This window comes from Bradyrhizobium sp. RT6a (genome assembly GCF_040547675.1).
Lineage (GTDB): Bacteria > Pseudomonadota > Alphaproteobacteria > Rhizobiales > Xanthobacteraceae > Bradyrhizobium.
This window is the reverse complement of record NZ_JBEPQC010000003.1, coordinates 506297-525519: the sequence shown is the minus strand read 5'-3', so window position 1 is coordinate 525519 and position 19223 is coordinate 506297. Positions and strand designations below refer to the sequence as shown.

Annotated in this window: 18 protein-coding genes; 4 read left to right on the top strand and 14 right to left on the bottom strand. The window is 63.9% G+C overall.

Going from position 1 to position 19223, the window contains the following annotated elements; translation table 11 throughout:
• Window positions 1-158 precede the first annotated feature (158 nt).
• Complete coding sequence (locus tag ABIC03_RS20495) at window positions 159-872, bottom strand: alpha/beta fold hydrolase (RefSeq protein WP_354060493.1); 714 nt, start codon at window positions 870-872, stop codon at window positions 159-161.
• A 72-nt stretch (window positions 873-944) separates the two neighbouring features.
• A complete protein-coding gene (locus ABIC03_RS20490) occupies window positions 945-1409 on the bottom strand; it encodes a DUF983 domain-containing protein (RefSeq protein WP_354060491.1) in 465 nt (154 codons plus the stop codon).
• A 49-nt stretch (window positions 1410-1458) separates the two neighbouring features.
• Between ABIC03_RS20490 and ABIC03_RS20485 the strand changes: the two genes are divergently transcribed.
• The gene (locus ABIC03_RS20485) at window positions 1459-2829 is read left to right on the top strand and encodes an aminotransferase-like domain-containing protein (RefSeq protein WP_354060489.1); all 1371 of its coding nucleotides are present in this window, start codon (window positions 1459-1461) and stop codon (window positions 2827-2829) included.
• Between the two features lie 58 nt (window positions 2830-2887).
• Here the strand turns inward: ABIC03_RS20485 and ABIC03_RS20480 are convergent, their stop codons facing one another.
• A complete protein-coding gene (locus ABIC03_RS20480) occupies window positions 2888-3145 on the bottom strand; it encodes a hypothetical protein (RefSeq protein WP_354060487.1) in 258 nt (85 codons plus the stop codon).
• A 230-nt stretch (window positions 3146-3375) separates the two neighbouring features.
• Between ABIC03_RS20480 and ABIC03_RS20475 the strand changes: the two genes are divergently transcribed.
• Window positions 3376-4119, top strand: a complete 744-nt coding sequence (locus ABIC03_RS20475) for a sulfite exporter TauE/SafE family protein (protein WP_007600830.1) — start codon at window positions 3376-3378, stop codon at window positions 4117-4119.
• A 69-nt stretch (window positions 4120-4188) separates the two neighbouring features.
• On the opposite strand, the gene ABIC03_RS20470 is transcribed toward ABIC03_RS20475, so the two are convergent.
• From ABIC03_RS20470 to ABIC03_RS20455, 4 genes are all read right to left on the bottom strand, one after another.
• Window positions 4189-5595: an MATE family efflux transporter gene (locus ABIC03_RS20470; RefSeq protein ID WP_354060485.1), complete on the bottom strand. Its 1407-nt coding sequence runs from the start codon at window positions 5593-5595 to the stop codon at window positions 4189-4191.
• A gap of 58 nt (window positions 5596-5653) precedes the next feature.
• A complete protein-coding gene (locus ABIC03_RS20465; protein ID WP_354060483.1) occupies window positions 5654-7453 on the bottom strand; it encodes an ABC transporter ATP-binding protein in 1800 nt (599 codons plus the stop codon).
• A 484-nt stretch (window positions 7454-7937) separates the two neighbouring features.
• Complete coding sequence (locus ABIC03_RS20460) at window positions 7938-9524, bottom strand: DHA2 family efflux MFS transporter permease subunit (RefSeq protein WP_354060481.1); 1587 nt, start codon at window positions 9522-9524, stop codon at window positions 7938-7940.
• Between the two features lie 26 nt (window positions 9525-9550).
• Complete coding sequence (locus tag ABIC03_RS20455) at window positions 9551-10870, bottom strand: HlyD family secretion protein (RefSeq protein ID WP_354060479.1); 1320 nt, start codon at window positions 10868-10870, stop codon at window positions 9551-9553.
• 197 nt (window positions 10871-11067) lie between these two features.
• Here ABIC03_RS20455 and ABIC03_RS20450 point away from each other — a divergent pair, with 197 nt between their 5' ends.
• Window positions 11068-11703 carry a TetR/AcrR family transcriptional regulator gene (locus ABIC03_RS20450; RefSeq protein WP_354060477.1) on the top strand — a complete coding sequence of 212 codons (636 nt, stop codon included), beginning with the start codon at window positions 11068-11070 and terminating at the stop codon, window positions 11701-11703.
• 44 nt (window positions 11704-11747) lie between these two features.
• A complete protein-coding gene (locus ABIC03_RS20445; RefSeq protein WP_354060475.1) occupies window positions 11748-12089 on the top strand; it encodes a DUF6665 family protein in 342 nt (113 codons plus the stop codon).
• Between the two features lie 134 nt (window positions 12090-12223).
• On the opposite strand, the gene ABIC03_RS20440 is transcribed toward ABIC03_RS20445, so the two are convergent.
• The 7 genes from ABIC03_RS20440 to ABIC03_RS20410 form a co-directional block, all read right to left on the bottom strand.
• Complete coding sequence (locus ABIC03_RS20440) at window positions 12224-13009, bottom strand: potassium channel family protein (protein ID WP_354060473.1); 786 nt, start codon at window positions 13007-13009, stop codon at window positions 12224-12226.
• Window positions 13010-13237: 228 nt separating this feature from the next.
• The gene (locus ABIC03_RS20435) at window positions 13238-13426 is read right to left on the bottom strand and encodes a hypothetical protein (protein ID WP_275173914.1); all 189 of its coding nucleotides are present in this window, start codon (window positions 13424-13426) and stop codon (window positions 13238-13240) included.
• A gap of 210 nt (window positions 13427-13636) precedes the next feature.
• Window positions 13637-14365, bottom strand: coding sequence for a Crp/Fnr family transcriptional regulator (locus ABIC03_RS20430; RefSeq protein ID WP_354060471.1), 729 nt, complete (start codon window positions 14363-14365; stop codon window positions 13637-13639).
• 47 nt (window positions 14366-14412) lie between these two features.
• Window positions 14413-15792, bottom strand: a complete 1380-nt coding sequence (locus ABIC03_RS20425; RefSeq protein ID WP_354060469.1) for an amidase family protein — start codon at window positions 15790-15792, stop codon at window positions 14413-14415.
• A 62-nt stretch (window positions 15793-15854) separates the two neighbouring features.
• Window positions 15855-16865, bottom strand: coding sequence for a taurine ABC transporter substrate-binding protein (locus ABIC03_RS20420; RefSeq protein ID WP_354060467.1), 1011 nt, complete (start codon window positions 16863-16865; stop codon window positions 15855-15857).
• Between the two features lie 29 nt (window positions 16866-16894).
• A complete protein-coding gene (locus tag ABIC03_RS20415) occupies window positions 16895-17734 on the bottom strand; it encodes an ABC transporter permease (RefSeq protein WP_354060465.1) in 840 nt (279 codons plus the stop codon).
• Window positions 17731-19029, bottom strand: coding sequence for a M20 family metallopeptidase (locus tag ABIC03_RS20410; RefSeq protein WP_354060463.1), 1299 nt, complete (start codon window positions 19027-19029; stop codon window positions 17731-17733). Before ABIC03_RS20410 ends, ABIC03_RS20415 begins: the two co-directional genes overlap by 4 nt.
• Window positions 19030-19223 lie beyond the last annotated feature (194 nt).

The window sequence follows — 19223 nt, the reverse complement described above, 5'->3', positions numbered from 1 at the left end:
AACGAGGGGTTCGATGCTGACCGCATCGAGCCCCTCACCATTTGGCGCCGTCATTCCGGGGCGTGCGCAGCACGAGCCCGGAATCCATTGGGCCGCAGTATGGGTGATGAATGGATTCCGGGCTCTCGCTTCGCGAGCCCCGGAATGACAGTAGAGGATTAGCCGACGATCTCTTGCAACACGCCCATCAGCGCGTCCGGCGCTGTCACGTTCGGCGCGTGGCTGGCGTCGAGCTCGATATAACGCCAGCCATCCTCGCTCTTGGTGCGCCTGGCGAACTGTCCGAACACGTCGCCCGGCGGAATGCGCGTGCAATAGATGTAGCTGCGCGGCATCGCCGGCTCGCCATGTTCGAGCTTCAGCTTTGTCTCGAAGCATTTGATCGGCATGTTGATCCGGCGGGCGTTGAGCCAGTCGAGATCGGCCTGCGGCGTGTCCGGCGGCGGCGGGTTCGGCGGGATGCGGTAGCCGTCGCCTGAGCTTGCTGCCTTGCGCATCGGCTCGCGTCCGCCCTCATGGAGATCGAACAGCGATTGGCCGTCACGCGGCACGAAGGCGTCGAGATAGATCAATTGCGACACACGCTCGCGCACGCGATCGGCGACGCCGGTGGCGACCATGCCGCCATAGCTGTGACCGAGCAGCACGATGTCCTCGAGGTCCTCGAACCTGATGACGTTGAGAATGTCCTGGATGTGCGTGTCGAGATCGATCGCGGGGCTGGCCAGATGGGCGCGCTCGCCGAGCCCGGTATAGGTCGGCGCAATCAGGCGATGGCCGGCCTTTGCCAGCAGCGGATGCATCTTCTTCCAAGCCCACCCGCCGGACCACGCGCCGTGACAAAGCAGGAAGGTTTTTGAGCGTACGGCCATCAGCGTTTCCATCGTTCTTGTTTGTACGATGGAGTGTAGCGGCCGACCGCGCGATGTAAACGCTACGGCTCTTTAAGCCGCGCGCGTGTTCACCTTCACGAGGACGGGTGCACCCTGACCAGCTTCGCGCCGCAGCTTGCCCGCCTCAAAACCGTGCATGCCGATCTGCCATTGCAGCCCGACGATGGCACCCTTGGTCGGCTGCAGCAGCGCGAGCGAAGCGAACAAGGTCACGGGCAGCCACACCGCCAGTTGCAGCCAGACGGCCGGCGCATAGGCGGTTTCGACCGCGAGGATTGCAGGGACCACGAGATGGCCGACGACAACCATCACGAGATAGGCCGGAAAATCGTCGGCGCGCTGGTGGAACAGCTCCTCGCCGCAATGGTCGCACGTATCAGCCACCTTCAGGAAACGGCCGAACGCATGCCCTTCGCCGCAGTTCGGGCATTTGCCCAAGAAACCGCGCCACATCGCCTTTGCCAGAGAAACTGAACCGGTCGCCATGACCCCACCTCTTCCTTTTCTACGATCCATACAATAATATCTTGCATCCATACATTCAAAGGATATGGACGTTAATTGCATGGATTGGACCCCTACAATCTCGGAGCTGAGCGGGCCGCGCTATCAGCGCATCGTGGAGGCCATGGAGGCCGATATCGCCGCCGGCCGGCTGGTGCGCGGCCAGCAACTGCCGACGCAGCGGGCGCTGGCAAAGGCGCTCGGCATCGATCTCACCACGGTGACGCGCGCCTATACCGAAGCGCGGCGCCGCGGCATCATGGAGGCCCGGGTCGGCCAGGGCTCGTTCGTGTCGGAGACCAGCGCGCGCCGCGCGGTCGATCTGCCGCATCCCGTCGCGATCGACCTCTCGATGAACGTGCCGCCGCAGCCACTCGAAGCGCAGCTCGACGAGCGCATCATCGCCGGGATGGAAGCCATCCGCGCGCAATCGGGCCTGACGGCGCATCTCAACTATCAGCCGCCGGGCGGCAGCGCCCACGAGCGCGAGGTCGCGGCGCGATGGATGCGCACACGTGTGCCACATGCGCACGCCGACAGGCTCGTGATCTTTCCCGGCGCGCAGACGATCCTGTTCAATCTGCTCGCCCACCTCGCCCGGCCCGGCGACATCGTGCTGACGGAGGCCCTCACCTTTCCCGGCATCAGGGCCGCCGCCGCGCGGCTCGGCGTCAAGCTTGTCGGCGTCGCCATGGACGACGGCGGCATCCTGCCCGACGCGCTGGCAAAGGCTTGCCGCACGCATAAGCCGAAGGCCGTCTATCTCATTCCGACGCTGCACAATCCCACCACCGCGACGCTTCTTCCCGACCGCCGCAGCGCCATCGCAAAGATCATCAGCGATTCCGATACGGTTCTGATCGAAGACGACGCCTACGGGCTGCTCGATCGCTCGGCATCGCCGATCGCCAATCTCATTCCGGAACGGACTTATCTCGCAACCACGCTGTCAAAATGCATCGCGCCCGCGCTACGCGTCGCCCATCTGGTGACGCCCGACGGCGGCTCGCAGCGGGAGATGCGCAGCTATTTGCAAGCGACGGTGCAGATGCCGGCGCCGCTGATGGTCGCGCTGGTGACGCATTGGATCGAGACCGGCATCGCCGACCGCATCATCACCGCCATCAGGAGCGAGGCGATCGGCCGCCAGCAGCTCGCGCAACGCGCGCTCAAAGGATTCGAGTTCGAGGCCGAGCCCGCCGCTCACCATCTGTGGCTACGGCTGCCGGAGGGCCGTCCCGACGTCGCGGCGCATCTGCTGCGGAATGGACTCGCAGTCGTCGCCGGCGAGGCCTTCACCGTCGACGGAACGCCGCCACACGCGGCACGCGTCTCGCTTGGCGCGGCGCGCAACAGGGCGGAATTGACGGAAGCGCTCCGCATCTTGGTCAACGCGCTGCACAGGCCCGCCGACATCAGACAGATCGTCTAGAGCATGATCCGGAAAAGTGTGCAGCGGTTTTCCGAAAAGATCATGCTCCAAAAAATACTTATCGATGCTGACGGCGATGCCGCGAGCGCACGACTGGCGCAACAGCCGATGGATAAGCTTGCGATGCGTAGGCATCGCTCGGCTGGCCGAGAGCCCCGCGCGCGGCGGGCGTGAGCTGACCGCCATTCAGGACGTCGCGGTCCGGATGGGCAGCCTGATAGGCCGCAGGCTCGGAGAACTGGGCCTGCGCCATGGTCGGCATCAAGGCCGCCGCCGACACTAGCGCGGCCGCGACGGCAATCTTCGTGCGAGTCATCGTCCTTCTCCATATGTTCATTCGGGAGACTGGCCGATCGAACCGCATGATCGCGTCGAGCGGGCCCTACATTGAAGTACGAGCATCATGTAGGCCTGTCTTTCGCGAACGCCCGCCGCTGGGGATCACGCTTGCGTGCGGTTTTGAAATTGACCTGCACGGCCGCAGCTGTGCTATGCGAGCGATGGCGATCAACAGTTCGGGATCGTCCAGATAACAGGGACAATCTGTTGGAAATACTCACCTACGCGCTGCTGCTGCTCGGCGCACTCGCCGGGGGCTTCGTCTCGGGCCTAGCCGGATTCGGCACCGCGCTCATGGCTCTCGGCATCTGGCTCTACGTGCTGCCGCCCTCGCTCGCGGTGCCCCTGGTGCTGATCTGCTCCGTGATCGCGCAGAGCTCGACGCTGCCGTCCATGTGGAAGAGTTTTGATCTCTCGCTGGTCTGGCCGTTCCTGATTGGAGGACTGATCGGCGTGCCGCTGGGCACCATGCTGGTCGCCTCTGCCGATCCAAAAGTGTTCAAGCTGAGCGTCGGCGTGCTGCTGCTGATCTTCTCGACCGCGCTGTACCTCAACAAGAAGCCGCTCGCCATCACGTTCGGCGGTCGCATCGCCGACGGTGCGATCGGCTTTGCCGGCGGCATTCTTGGCGGTCTCGCCGGATTGTCGGGGCCGCTTCCGATCCTGTGGGCGAACATTCGCGGCTGGAACAAGCACGAGCGGCGCGGCATCTTCCAGCTCTTCAATTTCACCGTGCTCGCCACCGCTTTGGTGTTGCAGACGGCCTCGGGCCTCGTCGCGTTCAAGGTGGTCTGGCTCGCGGTGGTTGCCTTTCCGGGCACCTTGATCGGCGCATGGGCCGGCGCGCGCGTCTATCACGCGCTGAGTGACAAGCATTTTGGCGATGTCGTGCTCGGTCTCTTGTTCCTGTCGGGCCTCGGCCTGGTCTGGAACAGTTTGGGCACGCACTAACTCCGTATTTTCTTCGCGGCGAGCGCCATGCCGCCTAACGCCGACGCCAAGCACGTAGATAAGCGCTCGCTACGCGGGCGCGCGTACAGGAGACGCCACGGGCTTGGGGGCAGCCTGAGCGGGGGGCTCCTCAGGTCGGAGCATGACAAGGCGATTCCGGAATTCACGCCGTAGCAGCCATAGGCTCAAGGTGGCCTGCAGCGTGGTCGTCGCGATCGATAGGTACCAGACATGCTCCATCCGGAAGCCCGGCCACGTCGAGAGCCAGATCGACGGCAGGGAATAGGTGAGGACCCGCGTTGCCGAGGTCAACAACACCGGCTTGGTGTTGCCGAGCCCCTGAAACAGGCTGGAGCAGGTGAAGATCAGCCCCTGCGCCACCATGTTGAGCGAGACGATGCGCAGAAAAAGCGACGCAACCGCCATCGTCTCCTGATCCTTCGAGAAGCCGGTTAGCAACAGACCAGGCGCGAGTTGCGCCGGGATCAAGAAAACGATCATCACGGCGGTCGCGATGAGCGCCGCCTTGACAAAGGTCTCTCTCACGCGCGCTCCGTTGCCGGCGCCGAAGTTCTGGCCGGCGATCGGCCCTGCAGCAAGGGCGATGGCGAGCGCCGGCATCTGCATCAGGCCGAGCAGACGCGTTCCGATGCCAAATCCGGCCTGTGCCGCCGAGCCGAAAACGCTGAGCACGTAATAGCCCACGGCCATGATGATGAAGACCATCACGAACTCGCCGCCTGCGGGCAGGCCGACATTGAGGATCCTCTTCCACTGCTGAAGCTGCGGCCGCCATTGCGCGGGATCAAAGGCGACATAGCGTTCCAATTTCAGGAAATACACCAGCAGCATGAGCACACCGATGAAGACGGCAATCGAGCTTGCGAGGCCCGCTCCGGCAACACCGAGCGCGTGCCCGGTGCCCCAACCCGAGATCAGGACCGGCGCCAGCGCGATATTGATGGCCACTGCAAGCGCTTGAACCAGCATGCTTGGCCGCACGATGCCTGTCGCCCGCAACGCAGACGCCATGACCTGCGACGCAAACTGCAGCGCCAAAGCTGGCATGAACCAGAGCAGATAAATCGCGCCGGCTTCGACCGTGGCCTCATCGGCTGCGACCGCGCGCATATATGGACGCGACAATGCGAAGCCTGCGCCGAGGGTCAGGAGCCCGAACAGCACCGAGAGGACGACCGACTGGTTGAAGACGAGGTTGGCGTCGCCGCGATCCTTGCGCCCCACGGCGTGCGCCATCAGCGCCACCGTGCCGACGCCGAGCACCTGCATCAGCGCATTGACGAGAAAGCCGGCATTGCCGGCCGCGGCGACGCCCGCGATTGCCGCATCGCCTAGTCCCGACACGAAATACAGGTCGACCAGCTGGCAGATCATGATCGTGATCATGCCGACCACGATCGGTGGCGCCATGCTCAGGATGTGGCTCACGATGGAGCCGCGCGTCAGGTCCTTCATGTCGTTCCATCCTCTGGCGCCGCGACGGCGGGACGTTCGTCCCGCCGCCGCGCGCCACTCATTCCGCTGCTGCGATCTGTCCGAGCTCCACCACCTGGCGCTCGAACAGGCCGCGATAGATGCCGCCGGGCCTGGCCGCGAGCCTGGCATGCGTGCCTTGCTCGACGACCTCGCCGCGGTCGAACACCAGGATGCGATCGAGGCTGCGCACCGTCGACAGCCGGTGCGCGATCACGATCGAGGTACGGCCTCTCATCAACCGCTCCATCGCCTGCTGGATCAGCGCCTCGGATTCCGAATCGAGGCTCGAGGTCGCTTCGTCCAGGATCAGCACCGGCGCATCGGCCAGGAAGGCGCGCGCCAGCGCCACGCGCTGCCGCTCGCCGCCGGAGAGCTTGACGCCGCGCTCGCCGACCAGCGTGCCGTAGCCCTTGGGCAGGCGCACGATGAAGTCGTGCGCGTTGGCCAGCCGCGCCGCCTGCTCGATCGCCTCCAGGCTGGCGCCGGGCCGGCCATAGGCGATGTTCTCGGCGAGCGAGCGGTGGAACAGGATCGGATCCTGCTGAACGATCGCGATCTGGCTGCGCAGCGAATGCTGCGCGGCCCTGGCGATGTCTTGCCCATCGATCAGAACGCGGCCGCCGGTGACGTCGTAGAGCCGCTGCACCAGCTTGACGAAAGTGGTCTTGCCGGAGCCGGAGCGGCCGACGAGACCGACGCGTTCGCCGGCGCGGATCATGACCGATAGCCCCTCGTAGAGCGGCGCGTGATGGCCGCCATAATGGAACGTGACGTCGTCGAACACGAGCTCGCCGCGCTCGATCGCGATCGGCCGCGCGTCCGGCGCATCCGCAATCCCGATCGGCTCGTCGTGGATCGCCACCAGCTCCTCCATGTCGTTGACGGAGCGCTGGAGATTGTTGATGTGCATTCCGACGTCGCGCAAATAGGCATGGATGACGTAATAGCTCGTCAGCACATAGGTGACGTCGCCGGGCGAGGCTCGCCCGGACATCCACAGCAGCACGGCGCCGCCGATCACGGAGGCGCGCAGGGCCAGCAGCACCGAGAGCTGCGCCAGATTGGTGTAGTTGTAGCGCAGCCAGGTCCGCCGCACGCGCACGCGCCAGCGGTTGACGACACGGGCAAGCCGCGCATCCTCGCGCGCTTCCGCGCCGAAGGATTTCACCACCGCGTTGCAGGTCAGCGCATCCGCCAGCGTGCCGCCGACCTTGGTGTCCCAGGCATTGGAGATGCGCGCGGCCGGCGCGATGTAGCGCGTCGAGAACAGCACCGTCATCGTGACATAGACCAGCGCGCCGAGCGCGATCACCGCGCCAAGCGAGGCCCAGTGCAGGCCGAGCAGGATCATCGAACCGATCAGCACCAGCAGCGACGGCGCCAGCGCCATCAAGATGGTGTCGTTCAACAGGTCGAGCGCCCACATGCCGCGGGTGACCTTGCGCACCGTGGATCCCTCGAAGGAGTTGGCGTGCCAGTCGGTCGAGAACCGTTGCACGCGCATGAAGGCTTCCTGCGCGACCTCGGACATGATCTTCAGCGAGAACGGCACGATGGCCTGGAGGCCGGTCAGCCGCAGGACCATGGACGCCGCGCCCAGCGCCACGATACCGCCCAATGCCATCAGCGCCGCGTGCCGCGCGGCGGGATCGGATGGGCCGCGCGTCAGAGCGTCGACCAGATGTCCGGAAAAGACCGGCATGAACAGGTCGGCGATGGTCGCGCCCAGCAAGCCGCCGGCCACGATGAGGGTACGCCCCGGCTGCTTCAGCCAGTGCCGGAACACGAAGGGCAGCACCACGCGTATCGCCGCGGGCCGTTTTGACAGAGCGGTCATGGCGTCATCCGGCCGCTTGTGGCGCGGGCCGGCTCCATTGATGGACGCAGGCCGGCCGCGAGGGCCGAGACGGCGTCACTTAAAGTTGGCTTTGATCTGGGAAGCGAAGCGATCGGGACTGAAAGCCCAATCGAAGCTGGCGGAAGAGGCCTCTAGGAGGCCGCGCACATACCGAGCCAGAGCATCATCGAGCGCGGGCGCGCGATCTGCGAATGCGACGAAATCATGCAAATCCTCCCGGTTCGATGGAATGAGGTGCGCTTTATAGATGTGTCATTGGTGATTTGCAACGGGGCTCGCGCGAGATCACGCACGAGTGTTGCAAATTAGTGCCCGTCGCCGCGCTCTCCGCCGTCATGCCCCGGCTTGACCGGGGCATCCAGTACGCCGCGGCTTCTATGGCGGGAGCGCGCTTTCCAACCAAGGCCTCTGGAATACTGGATCGCCCGCCTTCGCGGGCGATGACACCGGATGAGTGGCTGGCTTAGTGCGCGTCGCCGCTGGCGCCGAACGGCGAGGCCGGCCTCTTCAACAGTGTGACGAGCAGGGTGAGGCCGAGATAGAACAGCGTGAGGATGAAGAAAGCATCGCCGAAGCTCATCACCACGGCCTGGCGATGCACGAGCTGGCTGAGCTGCTTCATCGCCATCAGCGTGGAATCGCCAAGCCCCTGAAACTTCTGCATGAACATGGTCAGGGTTTCAGTCGCGGTCGCGTTGCCCCAGGTCACGCGCTCCTGCAGGCGCGTGATGTGCAGGTCGGTGCGGTCGTTGAGCACGGTGTTGATGACGGCGAGGCCGACGGCACCACCGAGATTGCGCATCAGGTTGAAGAGGCCCGAGGCGTTCTTCACCCGGTCGGGCGCAAGCGTGCCGAGCGCGATGTTGTTGGTCGGCACCATCGCGAACATCATGCCGACGCCGCGCAGGATCTGCGGAATCAGCAGCTCGTAAAAATCGTAGTCGCGCGTGATCCAGGTCATCTGGTAGGAGCCGAGCGCAAACACGACGAGCCCGAACGCGATCATGTAGCGCATGTCGTACTTCGCCATGAGACGGCCGACCACCGGCGCGACCAGGAACATGGTGATGCCCGAGACGAACATGGTCTCGCCGATCATCAGCGCGCTGTAGCCGCGCACTTCGGCGAGGTAGCGCGGATAGATGTAGGTCAGACCGTAGAGGCCAATGCCGATGCAGAACTGAAGGACGCAGCCGATCGCGAAATTGCGGTTGGAAAAGGTGCGTAAATTGACGATCGGCTCGGCCGCCGTGAAGACGCGCCAGAAGAAGGCGATCGCCGAGATGCCGCAGATCCAGGCGCAGATCGCGACCGAGGGGTCCTGCATCCATTCATATTGCGGGCCTTCCTCCAGCACGTATTCCAGCGTGCCGAGAAAGCCGGCCATGAACAGCAGCCCCCACCAGTCGAAACGATCGAGCAATTCGAAATGCGGCTCGTCGAAATCGACCAGCGCCAGCACGCCGATGGTGATCCCGATGCCGGGCACGATGTTGATGAAGAACAGCCAGTTCCAGGACATCAGGTCGGTGATGTAGCCGCCGACGGTCGGCCCGATGGTCGGGGCCAGCGTCGCGACGAGCCCGATGATGGGACCGACGATGTGGAATTTCGTGCGTGGGAAAACAGTATAGGCCGAAGCGAACACGGTCGGGATCATGCCGGCGCCAAGAAAACCTTGCAGCGCGCGCCAGAGGATCATCTCCTCGATGGTGGTCGCGAAGCCGCAGAGCAGGCTCGATGCGGTAAAGCCGGCCGCCGAGATCGCGAACAACAGCCGCGTGCCAAACGCGCGCGACAAAAATCCCGAGAGCGGAATCGCGATCACTTCGGCGATCAGATAGGCGGTCTGGACCCAGGAGACCTCGCTGGAGCTCGCCGACAGGCCGGCCTGGATTTCACTCAGGGACGCCGAGACGATCTGGATGTCCAGGATCGACATGAACATCCCGAACACCATGATGATGAAGGCAAACAGCCGCTTCGGCGCGATGCGCTCCGAAGCGGGGTCCGCCATCATGGCAGGTGAAGCGGTCGTGGCGTTCGCCATGATCTGTCCTCGCGGGCGCAGGCGCGCTACTGCGGATGGATCATGGTGGCGTCGTCGAGATCGACCTCGCTGTCGGCGTCGGCCGCGCCCTTGTTGGTATCGACGCTCGCGTAGACCGACATGCCGGCGCGGAGCAGGTTTTGCTTCGCGACCGACTTCGGCACGCGGATGCGGACCGGCACGCGCTGCACGATCTTGGTGAAGTTGCCGGTGGCGTTGTCGGGCGGCAGCAGCGTGAATACGGAGCCCGAGCCCGCCGCGATGCTGTCGACGACGCCGGAGAATTTGCGCATGCCATAGGCGTCGACCTTGATCGTCACCGGCTGGCCGGGGCGGATGCGCTTGAGCTGGGTCTCCTTGAAATTGGCGTCGATATAGACGTTGTCGAGCGGCACGACGTTGCCGAGCCGCTGGCCCACCGCGACGAAGTCGCCGGCACTGACGAGGCGGTTCGAGAACGTGCCGTCGACCGGCGCGCGCACCGCGGTGAAGGCGAGATCGCGCTCGGCCTTGGCGAGCGTGGTTTTGAGCTCGGCGAGCTGCGCCTGCGCTTCGGCCTGCTGCGCTTTGGCGACGTCGACATTGCTGAGCGCGACATCGTAGGCGGCCTGCGCAGCCTTGACCGCGGCGGCGCCCTGGTCGCGTCCGGCTTCGGAGCTCTCGAAGGTGGCGCGGGAGGCAAACCCTTTGTTGCTCAGCGCCTGCTGGCGCTCATAATCGAGGTCGGCGCGCTTGAGGCCGGCTTCGGCGGAGACGAGCTGCGCCTTGGCCTGAGCGACCTGGCTGTCGAGCGCCGCGACCTGGCGGCCGATGCGATCGATGGTGGCCTGCTGTGTCGCGATCCTGGTCGCCGCGGCGTCGACCGCGATCTTGTAGTCGCCGTCGTCGATGCGGAAGACGATGTCGCCGGCGCGCACCGTCGTGTTGTCGCCGGCGAGGATCGAGGAGATGTGGCCGGCAACGCGCGCGCCCAGCATGGTGTTGTTGGCGCGGACATAGGCATCGTCTGTCGCGACGTAGAAGCGGCCGACCAGCGTGTAATAGCCGGCATAGCTCGCGGCCGCGAGCGCCAGAAGCAGCCCTACTCCCATCATCACGAATTTGGGCTTGCCGGACTTCGGCGCGCCGGGGGCGGCGGGCGCGTCTGGGGCTGCGGCCGGCTTGTCGGTCACGGGCTTCTCCGGCGCCTCGCTGGGAAGGCGCTTGGCCTCCTCTGCCACATGAGAGCGCAACTGCTCGGCGAGAGCTACAGACGTCTCGGTGGCAGCGTCGCCACCCGCGGGCGTCGGCGTCTCCACGGCGTCCTTGCGAAGGACCCGCGCAGCCTGGTCTCTCAATACGGCCATGAAGGCCTCCCCCAAAAAAAAGCGCGTTGAGGGACGGCCGCCGTGCGGCCGCTTTCCTCTCGCCTATCCCAAATATCATTGACCGAACGGTTCGGTCAATATAGATAATATTCCCGGGCGGAGCCTAGTGGCCCGAATCCTTTATTTCGGTTTCATGGCCCTGGACCGATGGAAAAACTTTCCGAGACCCTGAACCAATGGTTGTAGCCGCTCGCGAACATCTGCACGTCATCCAAGAGGAGGACAGCTCCAAACGCCGCCAGATCCTGGACGGGGCCCGCAAGGTGTTCATGGATCTCGGGTTTGACGGGGCCAGCATGGGCGAGATCGCCCGCGCGGCGCAGGTCTCCAAGGGCACGCTCTACGTCTACTTCGCCGACAAATGCGCGCTGTTCGAAGCCATCCTCGAGCAGGAGGCGCTCCAGCACGGTCAGGTCGCTTTCAATTTCGATCCCGCGCGCGATGCCGAGACCACGCTGAAGGATTTCGGCCAGGCCTACATCCATCTGCTGTGCCGGCCCGGCGGCGGGTCCGCGATCCGGACTGTGATGGCTATCGCCGAGCGCATGCCCGACGTCGGCCGCCGCTATTATGCGCGGGTGCTGGACAAGACCATCAACCGCCTCTCCGACTATCTCAAAGCCCATGTCGCCTCCGGCGATCTCGCGATCGACGATTGCGACCTGGCGGCCTCGCAATTCATGGAACTGTGCAAGGCCTCGCTGTTCCTGCCCTTCGTCTTCCAGGCCGCGCCTGCGCCGTCGGAAGAGCGCATGAGCGAAGTCGTCGACAGCGCGACGCGAATGTTCCTGGCGGCGTACCGGGCGAAGTAACGGCACGCGTTGCAGGCCGTTCCGTCGGTCCTATATTGGGGCTCATGTCCCGTGATCTCCGCCCGCCCGTCGATATCCTCCATTACGAGATTGTCCAGGAACAGGCTTCCGCCCTCGGACGGATGGGCCGCACGCTCGAACAGGCGCTGGCGCGCTTGCGCGAGTTCGACGCCGCCCATGCCCTCCCTGAGGTGCCGGCCTCGATGCAGCCGGCCAGGCGCAAGCTGGTGATGGAAGCCGGCTACGCGCTCTGGATGTTCGTGGTGCAGCGTGAGGCGACCGGCCTGCGCGACAGCCGCCACATCATGCGGACCTACAATGTCCCGTCCGAGGTGCAGCTGTGCATGGGGCTGGTCCCGGCACCGTCGAAGTCGACCCGAAAGTGATTTTCGACGGCGCCCGGCGCTAGAGCTCCTCGCGAGCGGGCACCCACGACCGAAAAACGCCATCCACGCCGAATGGCCGCTTGGGCACCGCTCCTGATGACGGCAATACGTCTCGATCGCCGAGGTAGCAACAGCTACGCCAAACCTTCATCGGGAATATTGAGAACAGCGCCGCATGCTTTGCAATGCACGGCGTCGCTCTCATGCCGCTGTAGTCCGCAAGTTGGGCAAGGAAATCTAACCTTGTTCGGACTCAACAATGCGCGCGCGAGATTGAAGAACAGGGTTACTCCGAAAATCATGATCACGACGGTTATCAAACGACCCATTGTGCCTGGCAGGGTAATATCGCCAAAGCCGGTCGTCGTCAGCGCGGTAACAGTGAAATACAGCGCGTCAGCATAGTTCCGAATCTGATCGTTGCGAAACTTCTGAGTCTCGTAAACTATCCCCGTCATGACAAATATGAAAACCGCAAGGTTGGTGACGGCAAAGATGACCTCCTCGTTGCGACGGAAGAATGACGAATCCATGCGCAACCTAGCGAGCATCTGGTAGTCACGAAGCAGTCCCAACGTCCGCAAAATCCGCAGAAAGCCGCCCGCCTCGCCAGCGAGGGGCGCCAGGAATGAAACGATGGCGACTATGTCAGCCCATGTCGAGAGGCGGGCAAACTTTCGAAGCGGGTGCCGGTCGGCGAGTAGCCGTGCTGAAAAATCGGCCAATATCATTGCGCCGAATAGGAGGTCGAACGTTTCGATGATCTCACTGGGGTGCAGGAACGACGTTCCGATGATGAACAGTATGGTCACAACATCAAACGCGAGCAACGCATAGCGGAAACCAACGGCGCTAGGCGTTGTACCTTCGTAGAGGCGACGGACGCGGCTTCTCAGGGAGGTGTGGTTCACAGCTGCCATATGCTCGCACTTTGCACAGATGATTGCAGCTGGGACGCCCCTTCGCGCTACGAGATCTAAGTCAGTGCGACAAGTTCGAGCTAGTTGACGCTTCCGTGACAGTCCGAAGCACCAGCGTCAGGTGGCTGTTACCGGGACGGACTGTCATCGGCACAACCTCGATGCTATCGGGTCCCGGCTCGCCTGCTTTCCTCCACTGAAATGCCGCGCCGGGTCTGCCGTATACATTCACCCTTTTTGTTTCTCTTCTGCGCTTCTTCCATCGGAGCTTTTAGAGCGTTCTTCGAAGCGATCAGCGCCCTTCGCTAAATCGTGTCCCGTCTTGCTCTCGTTTTTCGCTTCTTCCTTAGCAGTCGCTTCGCGCAAGCCTTCAGCGGCCCGTTCCCCAGCTTTTGATGATTTTCGTTCGTCATCCATGTGAAACACCTTCCCTGATAAACGACAGGCTTCTCCAGGAATTCAACCGGATCGCTTGGAGATTGTTCCAGTTCGGTGGAAGCTAGTGCGTTTACTGGCCCGAAGCTGATTCAGACAAACAGCACCTTCGCTCCGGTCACAAGCCGCCCATCATCCTCAAGGCGGGAGACTTCGGTTTTGCGTCGGTAAGCTGACCTTGATGGGCACGACCTAGTCGGTCACCTGCTTCCGTAACGCAGCGAGATCGTTGACGACCATCTTGGTCGGGCCAGTCCAGATGATGCCGTCGTCCTGAAGGCGGCTGAGGATCAGGCTGATCGACTGGCGCGTCGCGCCGATCATGCGCGCGAGATTGGCCTGCGTGATGCGACCGAGCGAGATCGGGCCGTTCTCGTCCTGGGCCGCGTTCTCGCACAGCTTGACCAGCAGCAGCACCAGCCGTTCCGCCGCCTTCTGTCCCGCCAGCGTTTGCGCCAGCATCGAATAGGTCTCGCCCTTGAAGCCGAGACACTCGATCAGCGCGACTGCGAACGACGGCGACTGCGCGATCAACCGGCGGACCGCATCCTGGTCGAGATGCAGTGCTTCGACCCGCCCGAGCGCGCGGGCCGACCAGCTGTGGCGGTGATCGCCGAGGATATAGGGCGCGCCGACGAAGTCACCGGCCTCCCAGGTCGACAGCATCAGTTCGCGCCCTTGCGTGCCGGCATGGGTGCTTTCGACGATCCCGTTCAGGATGATGTGGACGCCGTTCGCAGGCTCGCCCTCCCGCAGCAGGTATTCGCGATTCTGGTAGGTCGCGAGCCTGCCGGTTCGCATCACCAGCTCCAAATCGGGCTTGTCCAACGCCTTCAGCACATAACGTCCGGTCCCGGGCCGTGGCAGTTCGGCGCGCGGCTCAGCTGGATCGGCCACCTCATGCGCATCGCTGCGCCCCACGATCGGTCTCCCTTCGAGTGACGGCTCGAAGGCTAGGAGGTCTCCGCTCAGATTGCAACGCGGCGCAGATGGTCGGGCTCGGCCGAAGCCTCCATGAAAGCACAAGCCACATCCGTGAGCAGGCGCTCCCGGCCGGCCGGCGCCAGGAACGTCACGCCATAGGGCACGCCCGCCGCGGTGACGGCGTTCGGAACGGCGATGGCGGCCAGGCCCAGCGGGTTGGCGTAATTGGTGTAATAGCCGTTGTTGAAGTTGGCCGTCAGCGGATCGCGCGCGACGTCGTCGATGCTCAGCACGGTGCCGACCGTCGGCACGACCAGCGCATCGTGAACTTGCCAGAAATCGCGCAGCGATCGCTGGACCTCCTTGACCTTGTAGAGCGCTCGATAGGCGTCGGCCGCGGTGAACTTCCGGCTGCCGACGACGAGGTCGCGCACGATCTTCACGCCCGCATCCGGGTTGGCGTCGAGGAACGCGCCGACCGAGACGTCCCGCTCGGCGAGGAAAGGTCCGAAAAAAATCAAATCGTTGACCGAAATGAACGGCGCGAAATCGACCGATGCCACCGACAGATCGAGCTGCCGCAGCTTGCGAAGCCCGTCGCCGAACAGCGCCTCCGTCTCCGAATTGCCGAAGAACCTGAGCTGATCCGAACGCGGCGTTGCGATGTTGAGCGGCCGCGCTGGAGATGCCTGCTCCGTCCATCCGGCGAAAGCTTCCGGCGAAAAACAGTCCTCGGCATCGCGCCGCGCCAACACGCGATAGACCTCGTGGCCGTCGCCGGGATCGCGCGTGTAGAGCGAGATGGTATCAAAACTTCGGCAGGCGTAGACCATGCCACGCTGACTGAAGGCGCCGGGCGCCGGCTTGAAACCGGTGACGCCACAATAGGACGCCGGCACTCTGCCCGATCCGCCGGTATCGGTGCCGAACGCAAAGGACGAGGTGCCTGTCGCAACAGATACCGCTGCGCCTGAGCTCGAGCCGCCGGGGATGTAGTCCGGATTGTGCGGGTTGCGGGCGATGCCATAGGGCGAGCGCACTCCGACGAGGCCGGTCGCGAACTGATCCATATTGGTTTTGCCGAGATAGATCGCCCCGGCGGCGATGGCGTCGGCGACGACCGGGCTCGTGTCTTTCGCGGTGTAGGCGAATTCCGGGCAGGCCGAGGTGGTCTGCTCGCCGGCCACGTCGATACAGTCCTTGACCGAGAACACGAGGCCGTAGAGCGGCAGCTCGGCGATCTCGCCAATGCGGGCATCGAGCGCGCGGGCCTTTGCCATGACGCCTTCGAGATTTGCCGTCGAGATCCAGACGCCGCTCTGGTCGGCGTCGTCAAGGCGCGAAAGCACATGTGCGGCGACATCGGACGGCTTGAGCTCACCGCTGCGATAGGCGGCGCGGAGGTGACGAGGTGCGAGATTCATGTCGGTCACGTGCTTGCAGGAATTGGCAATGTACCGGCGAGGCAAGCCTGCCGGCACCGACCCTAGCGGCCGATCACCTTCTCCAGATAGGCGGGCTGGATGAAGGCTTCGAAATCGGCGCGCGGCAGCAACTTCGGCAGGCGCTCCTGCTTCACCAGGAAATCGGCGGTCGAGATCAGCGTGTCGACGAACTTGCCCTTTTTCGCGGACGTGCCGAGATACTCCTCCGTGAGCTGCTTGTTGCAGGGGACCATCCCGGTGCCCTTCATCATTCGCTGCGCGTCCTCGATGGGCAGCGAAAGCTCTTCCGCGATGATCTCCGCGGTCTTCTCCGGATTCTTCAGCCAGAAATCGATGCCTTCGCATTCGGCCTTGATGAACTTGTCGACGTAGGACGGATACTTCTCCGCAAACGCGTTCATGACGACGCCGATGTCCCAGGTCGGGTAGCCGCGCTTGGCCATCTCGCCCGAGGTGACGAGAATCTTGCCGCCGTTCTTGACGGTCTTGCCGAGATTCGGCTCCCAGAACCAGGCCGCGTCGATGTCGCCGCGAAGCCAGGCCGCCGCGATGTCCGACGGCGCGAGGTCCAGAATCTTCATCGAGGCGGGATCGACACCCTCGTCCTTGAGCGCCTGGAGCAGGAGGTAGTGTGTCGTGGAGCCGAACGGCGCGGCCACCGTCTTGCCCTTGAGGTCCTTGAGCGAGGTGATGTTCTTGTCGGTGCGAACCACCAACGACTCGACGTAGTCGAGCATGTTGATCACCAGGATGCCCTTGATCGGCAGGGCGCGCGTCGCGCCGATCGCGGTCGGCGGATTCCCGAGGCCGCCAAAGTCGACGTCGTTGCCGGCGATCGCGCGCAGCATGTCGCCGCCCCCGCCGATCTTGACGTATTTGATGTCGACGCCCGGCATCTCCTTGGCGAGCAGGCCAAGGTGCTTGGTGACCAGTTGCGCATTCACGAGGTTCAGATAGCCGACGGTCACCTTCGCCGGCTTGTCCTCGGCGCGTCCTGCGCCCGTGAGCGCCAACGTGGCAACTGCGAGCGTCGCAATCAGTCTCTTCATCATGGAGGTCTCCCCTACGATCAGAATTGGATTCAGGCCCACGGCATCAACAGTTTCGCGATGCCGCGCATCATGAGGTCGAGCACGACGCCGGTGAGACCGAGCACGATCAGCCCCATGATCACGACGTCGGACAGCAGGAATTTTGCGGCGTCCCAGATCATCCAGCCGATACCGGCGGAGGCCGCGACGATTTCGGCGGCGACGAGAACGGTATAGGTAAATCCGAGCGAGATGCGCATGCCGGCGAGAATCAGCGGTCCCGCCGCCGGCAAATAGACGTGAAACAGCAGATGGCGCCGGGTCGCGCCGAGCGACTGTGCGGCGCGCACGTAAACGGGATCCACGCTGGTGACGGCCTGGATCGTCGAGATGACGATGCCCGGCAAGCCGGCAAGAAACAGCAAAGACAGCTTCGAGCTCTCACCGATGCCGAGCCACATCACCAGCAGCGTATAAAGGCCGAGCGGCGGCAGTGGCCGGTAGAACTCGATCAAGGGATTGAGCAGCGCGCGAGCGTTGCGCGACACGCCCATGAGGACACCGAGCGGAATGCCGATCAGGCAGGCCAGCGTGAAGGCCGTGAGGATACGATAGAGGCTTGCGCCGAGATGCTGAAGCAGGGTCGCGCCCTGATATCCCTTCGTCATCGTCTTGACGAACGCGGCCCAGACCGCCTGCGGCTTCGGCAGGAACAGCTCGTTGGCCCAGCCCATCTCCGTGACGATGGCCCAGCCAGCCAGCAGCACGGCGACGGTCAACGTCGAGAGCAGCACCGATCGCGAGACCTTCGGAAGCCCCAGCCGCAGGCTGCCGCGTCGGGTGCGATCCGGCGAGATTGGAATCGTCATGTGGGTCGCCTCGACGCTCATGTCCGCACTCCCAGGATCTGCATGATGGTCAGCGCGTAGATCCGCGTCGCCATCACCGACTTGGTGATCGAGATGTTCTCGTTGTCGACGGCCCAGCCGTCTTCTCCGGGACCGAACGTCACCGCATTGATTCCGGCTTCGCGGAAGCGGATCGTGTCGTTGAAGGCATTCTTGCGGTTGACCCCGGGCTCGCGGCCCATCAGACGCCGGTAAACCGCGCGCAAGGAGCGGCAGGGCTCCTCCTCGACCGGCACCGGTTCGGTCGCGTTGACGAACAGCGAGCCCGGCACCTGGCGCACCTCGACTTTGACGTCGTTCACGCCCGCAAAAGTGTCCCGTCCGAGACGCTCGATGTCCGCAATCACGCTCGACAGCGTCATGCCGGGCACGACGCCGACCACGGCGAGCGTGATGGTGCAGGCATCCGGCGAGAACTGCATCTCGCCAGGTAGGCCGGACCGAATGCGCACCACGGCGCAGCAGGGCGGCGTATGTCCCATGAACTTGCTGGGGACATGCGTGAACGCCATGTCCTTCAGTTTCGGCAACAGCTTTGCCGCTTCCATGATGGCGTTGACGCTGATGTCGGGTCGCCAGATGTGCGACTTGATCCCGTGAACGGTGAGCTCGATCAGGCAGTGGCCGGAATTGGCCACCGACAGGTTCATGCCCCAGTCCTTGTTGACGTCACCCCAGGCGGTCGGCTCGGCGGTGATCTCGTAGTCGGCGGTGAGGCCGACCTTGTTCAGCATGTAGATGGAGCCTTCGGTGCCGTTCCGCTCCTCATCGACGGTGTAGCAGCACATCAAGGTGCCATCGAACTTCACACCCGCTTCGGTCAGGGCCTGCACCGCGAGCAACGATGCCGCGAGGTTTCCGCGCGTGTCGGACGTGCCGCGCGCATAGAGCAGATCGCCATGGCGCGTCGCCTTGAACGGATCGAAATCCGTCATGTGCCATTTCTCGGGCTCGACGGCCGGATAAGTGTCGAGATGGTCGTTGAGAATGAGCGAGGGGGCGCCGTCGCGCCCCTTGAGCACGCCGAGCACGTTCGGCCGGTGCGGCTGCGCGCTGTGCTTGGTGACCTCCATGCCGAGCGCTTCGAGCTTGCCCGCGACCAGCATCGAGATCGCCTCTTCCTCGGCAGGCGGCAAATCGGGATCCAGCGGATTGCCGGAACGGGGCTGGCCGGTGCGGATCAGCTCGGACGCGAGTTCAAGCCACCGCTCCTCCGTGATGCGCGACAGCACGCGCTGTTCGAGATCCGAATAAGGAGGGGTGACAGGCATCTGCATGACGGGATCCGCTGGCTCACGGCGCCGGCAGCGCCGCTTCGTGGCAGCCTCCTCATTGCAGCGACCGTGCCAACCGCCGAAAAAGCCCGTCGCGGCACAATTGTCTTTCTGACTTCAATGGCTTAGGCGGGATTTGCGCGCGCGCAAATTTTTGCGCTCGAGATGCGCTCTGCCGAAGACGCGACGTCGGCTGA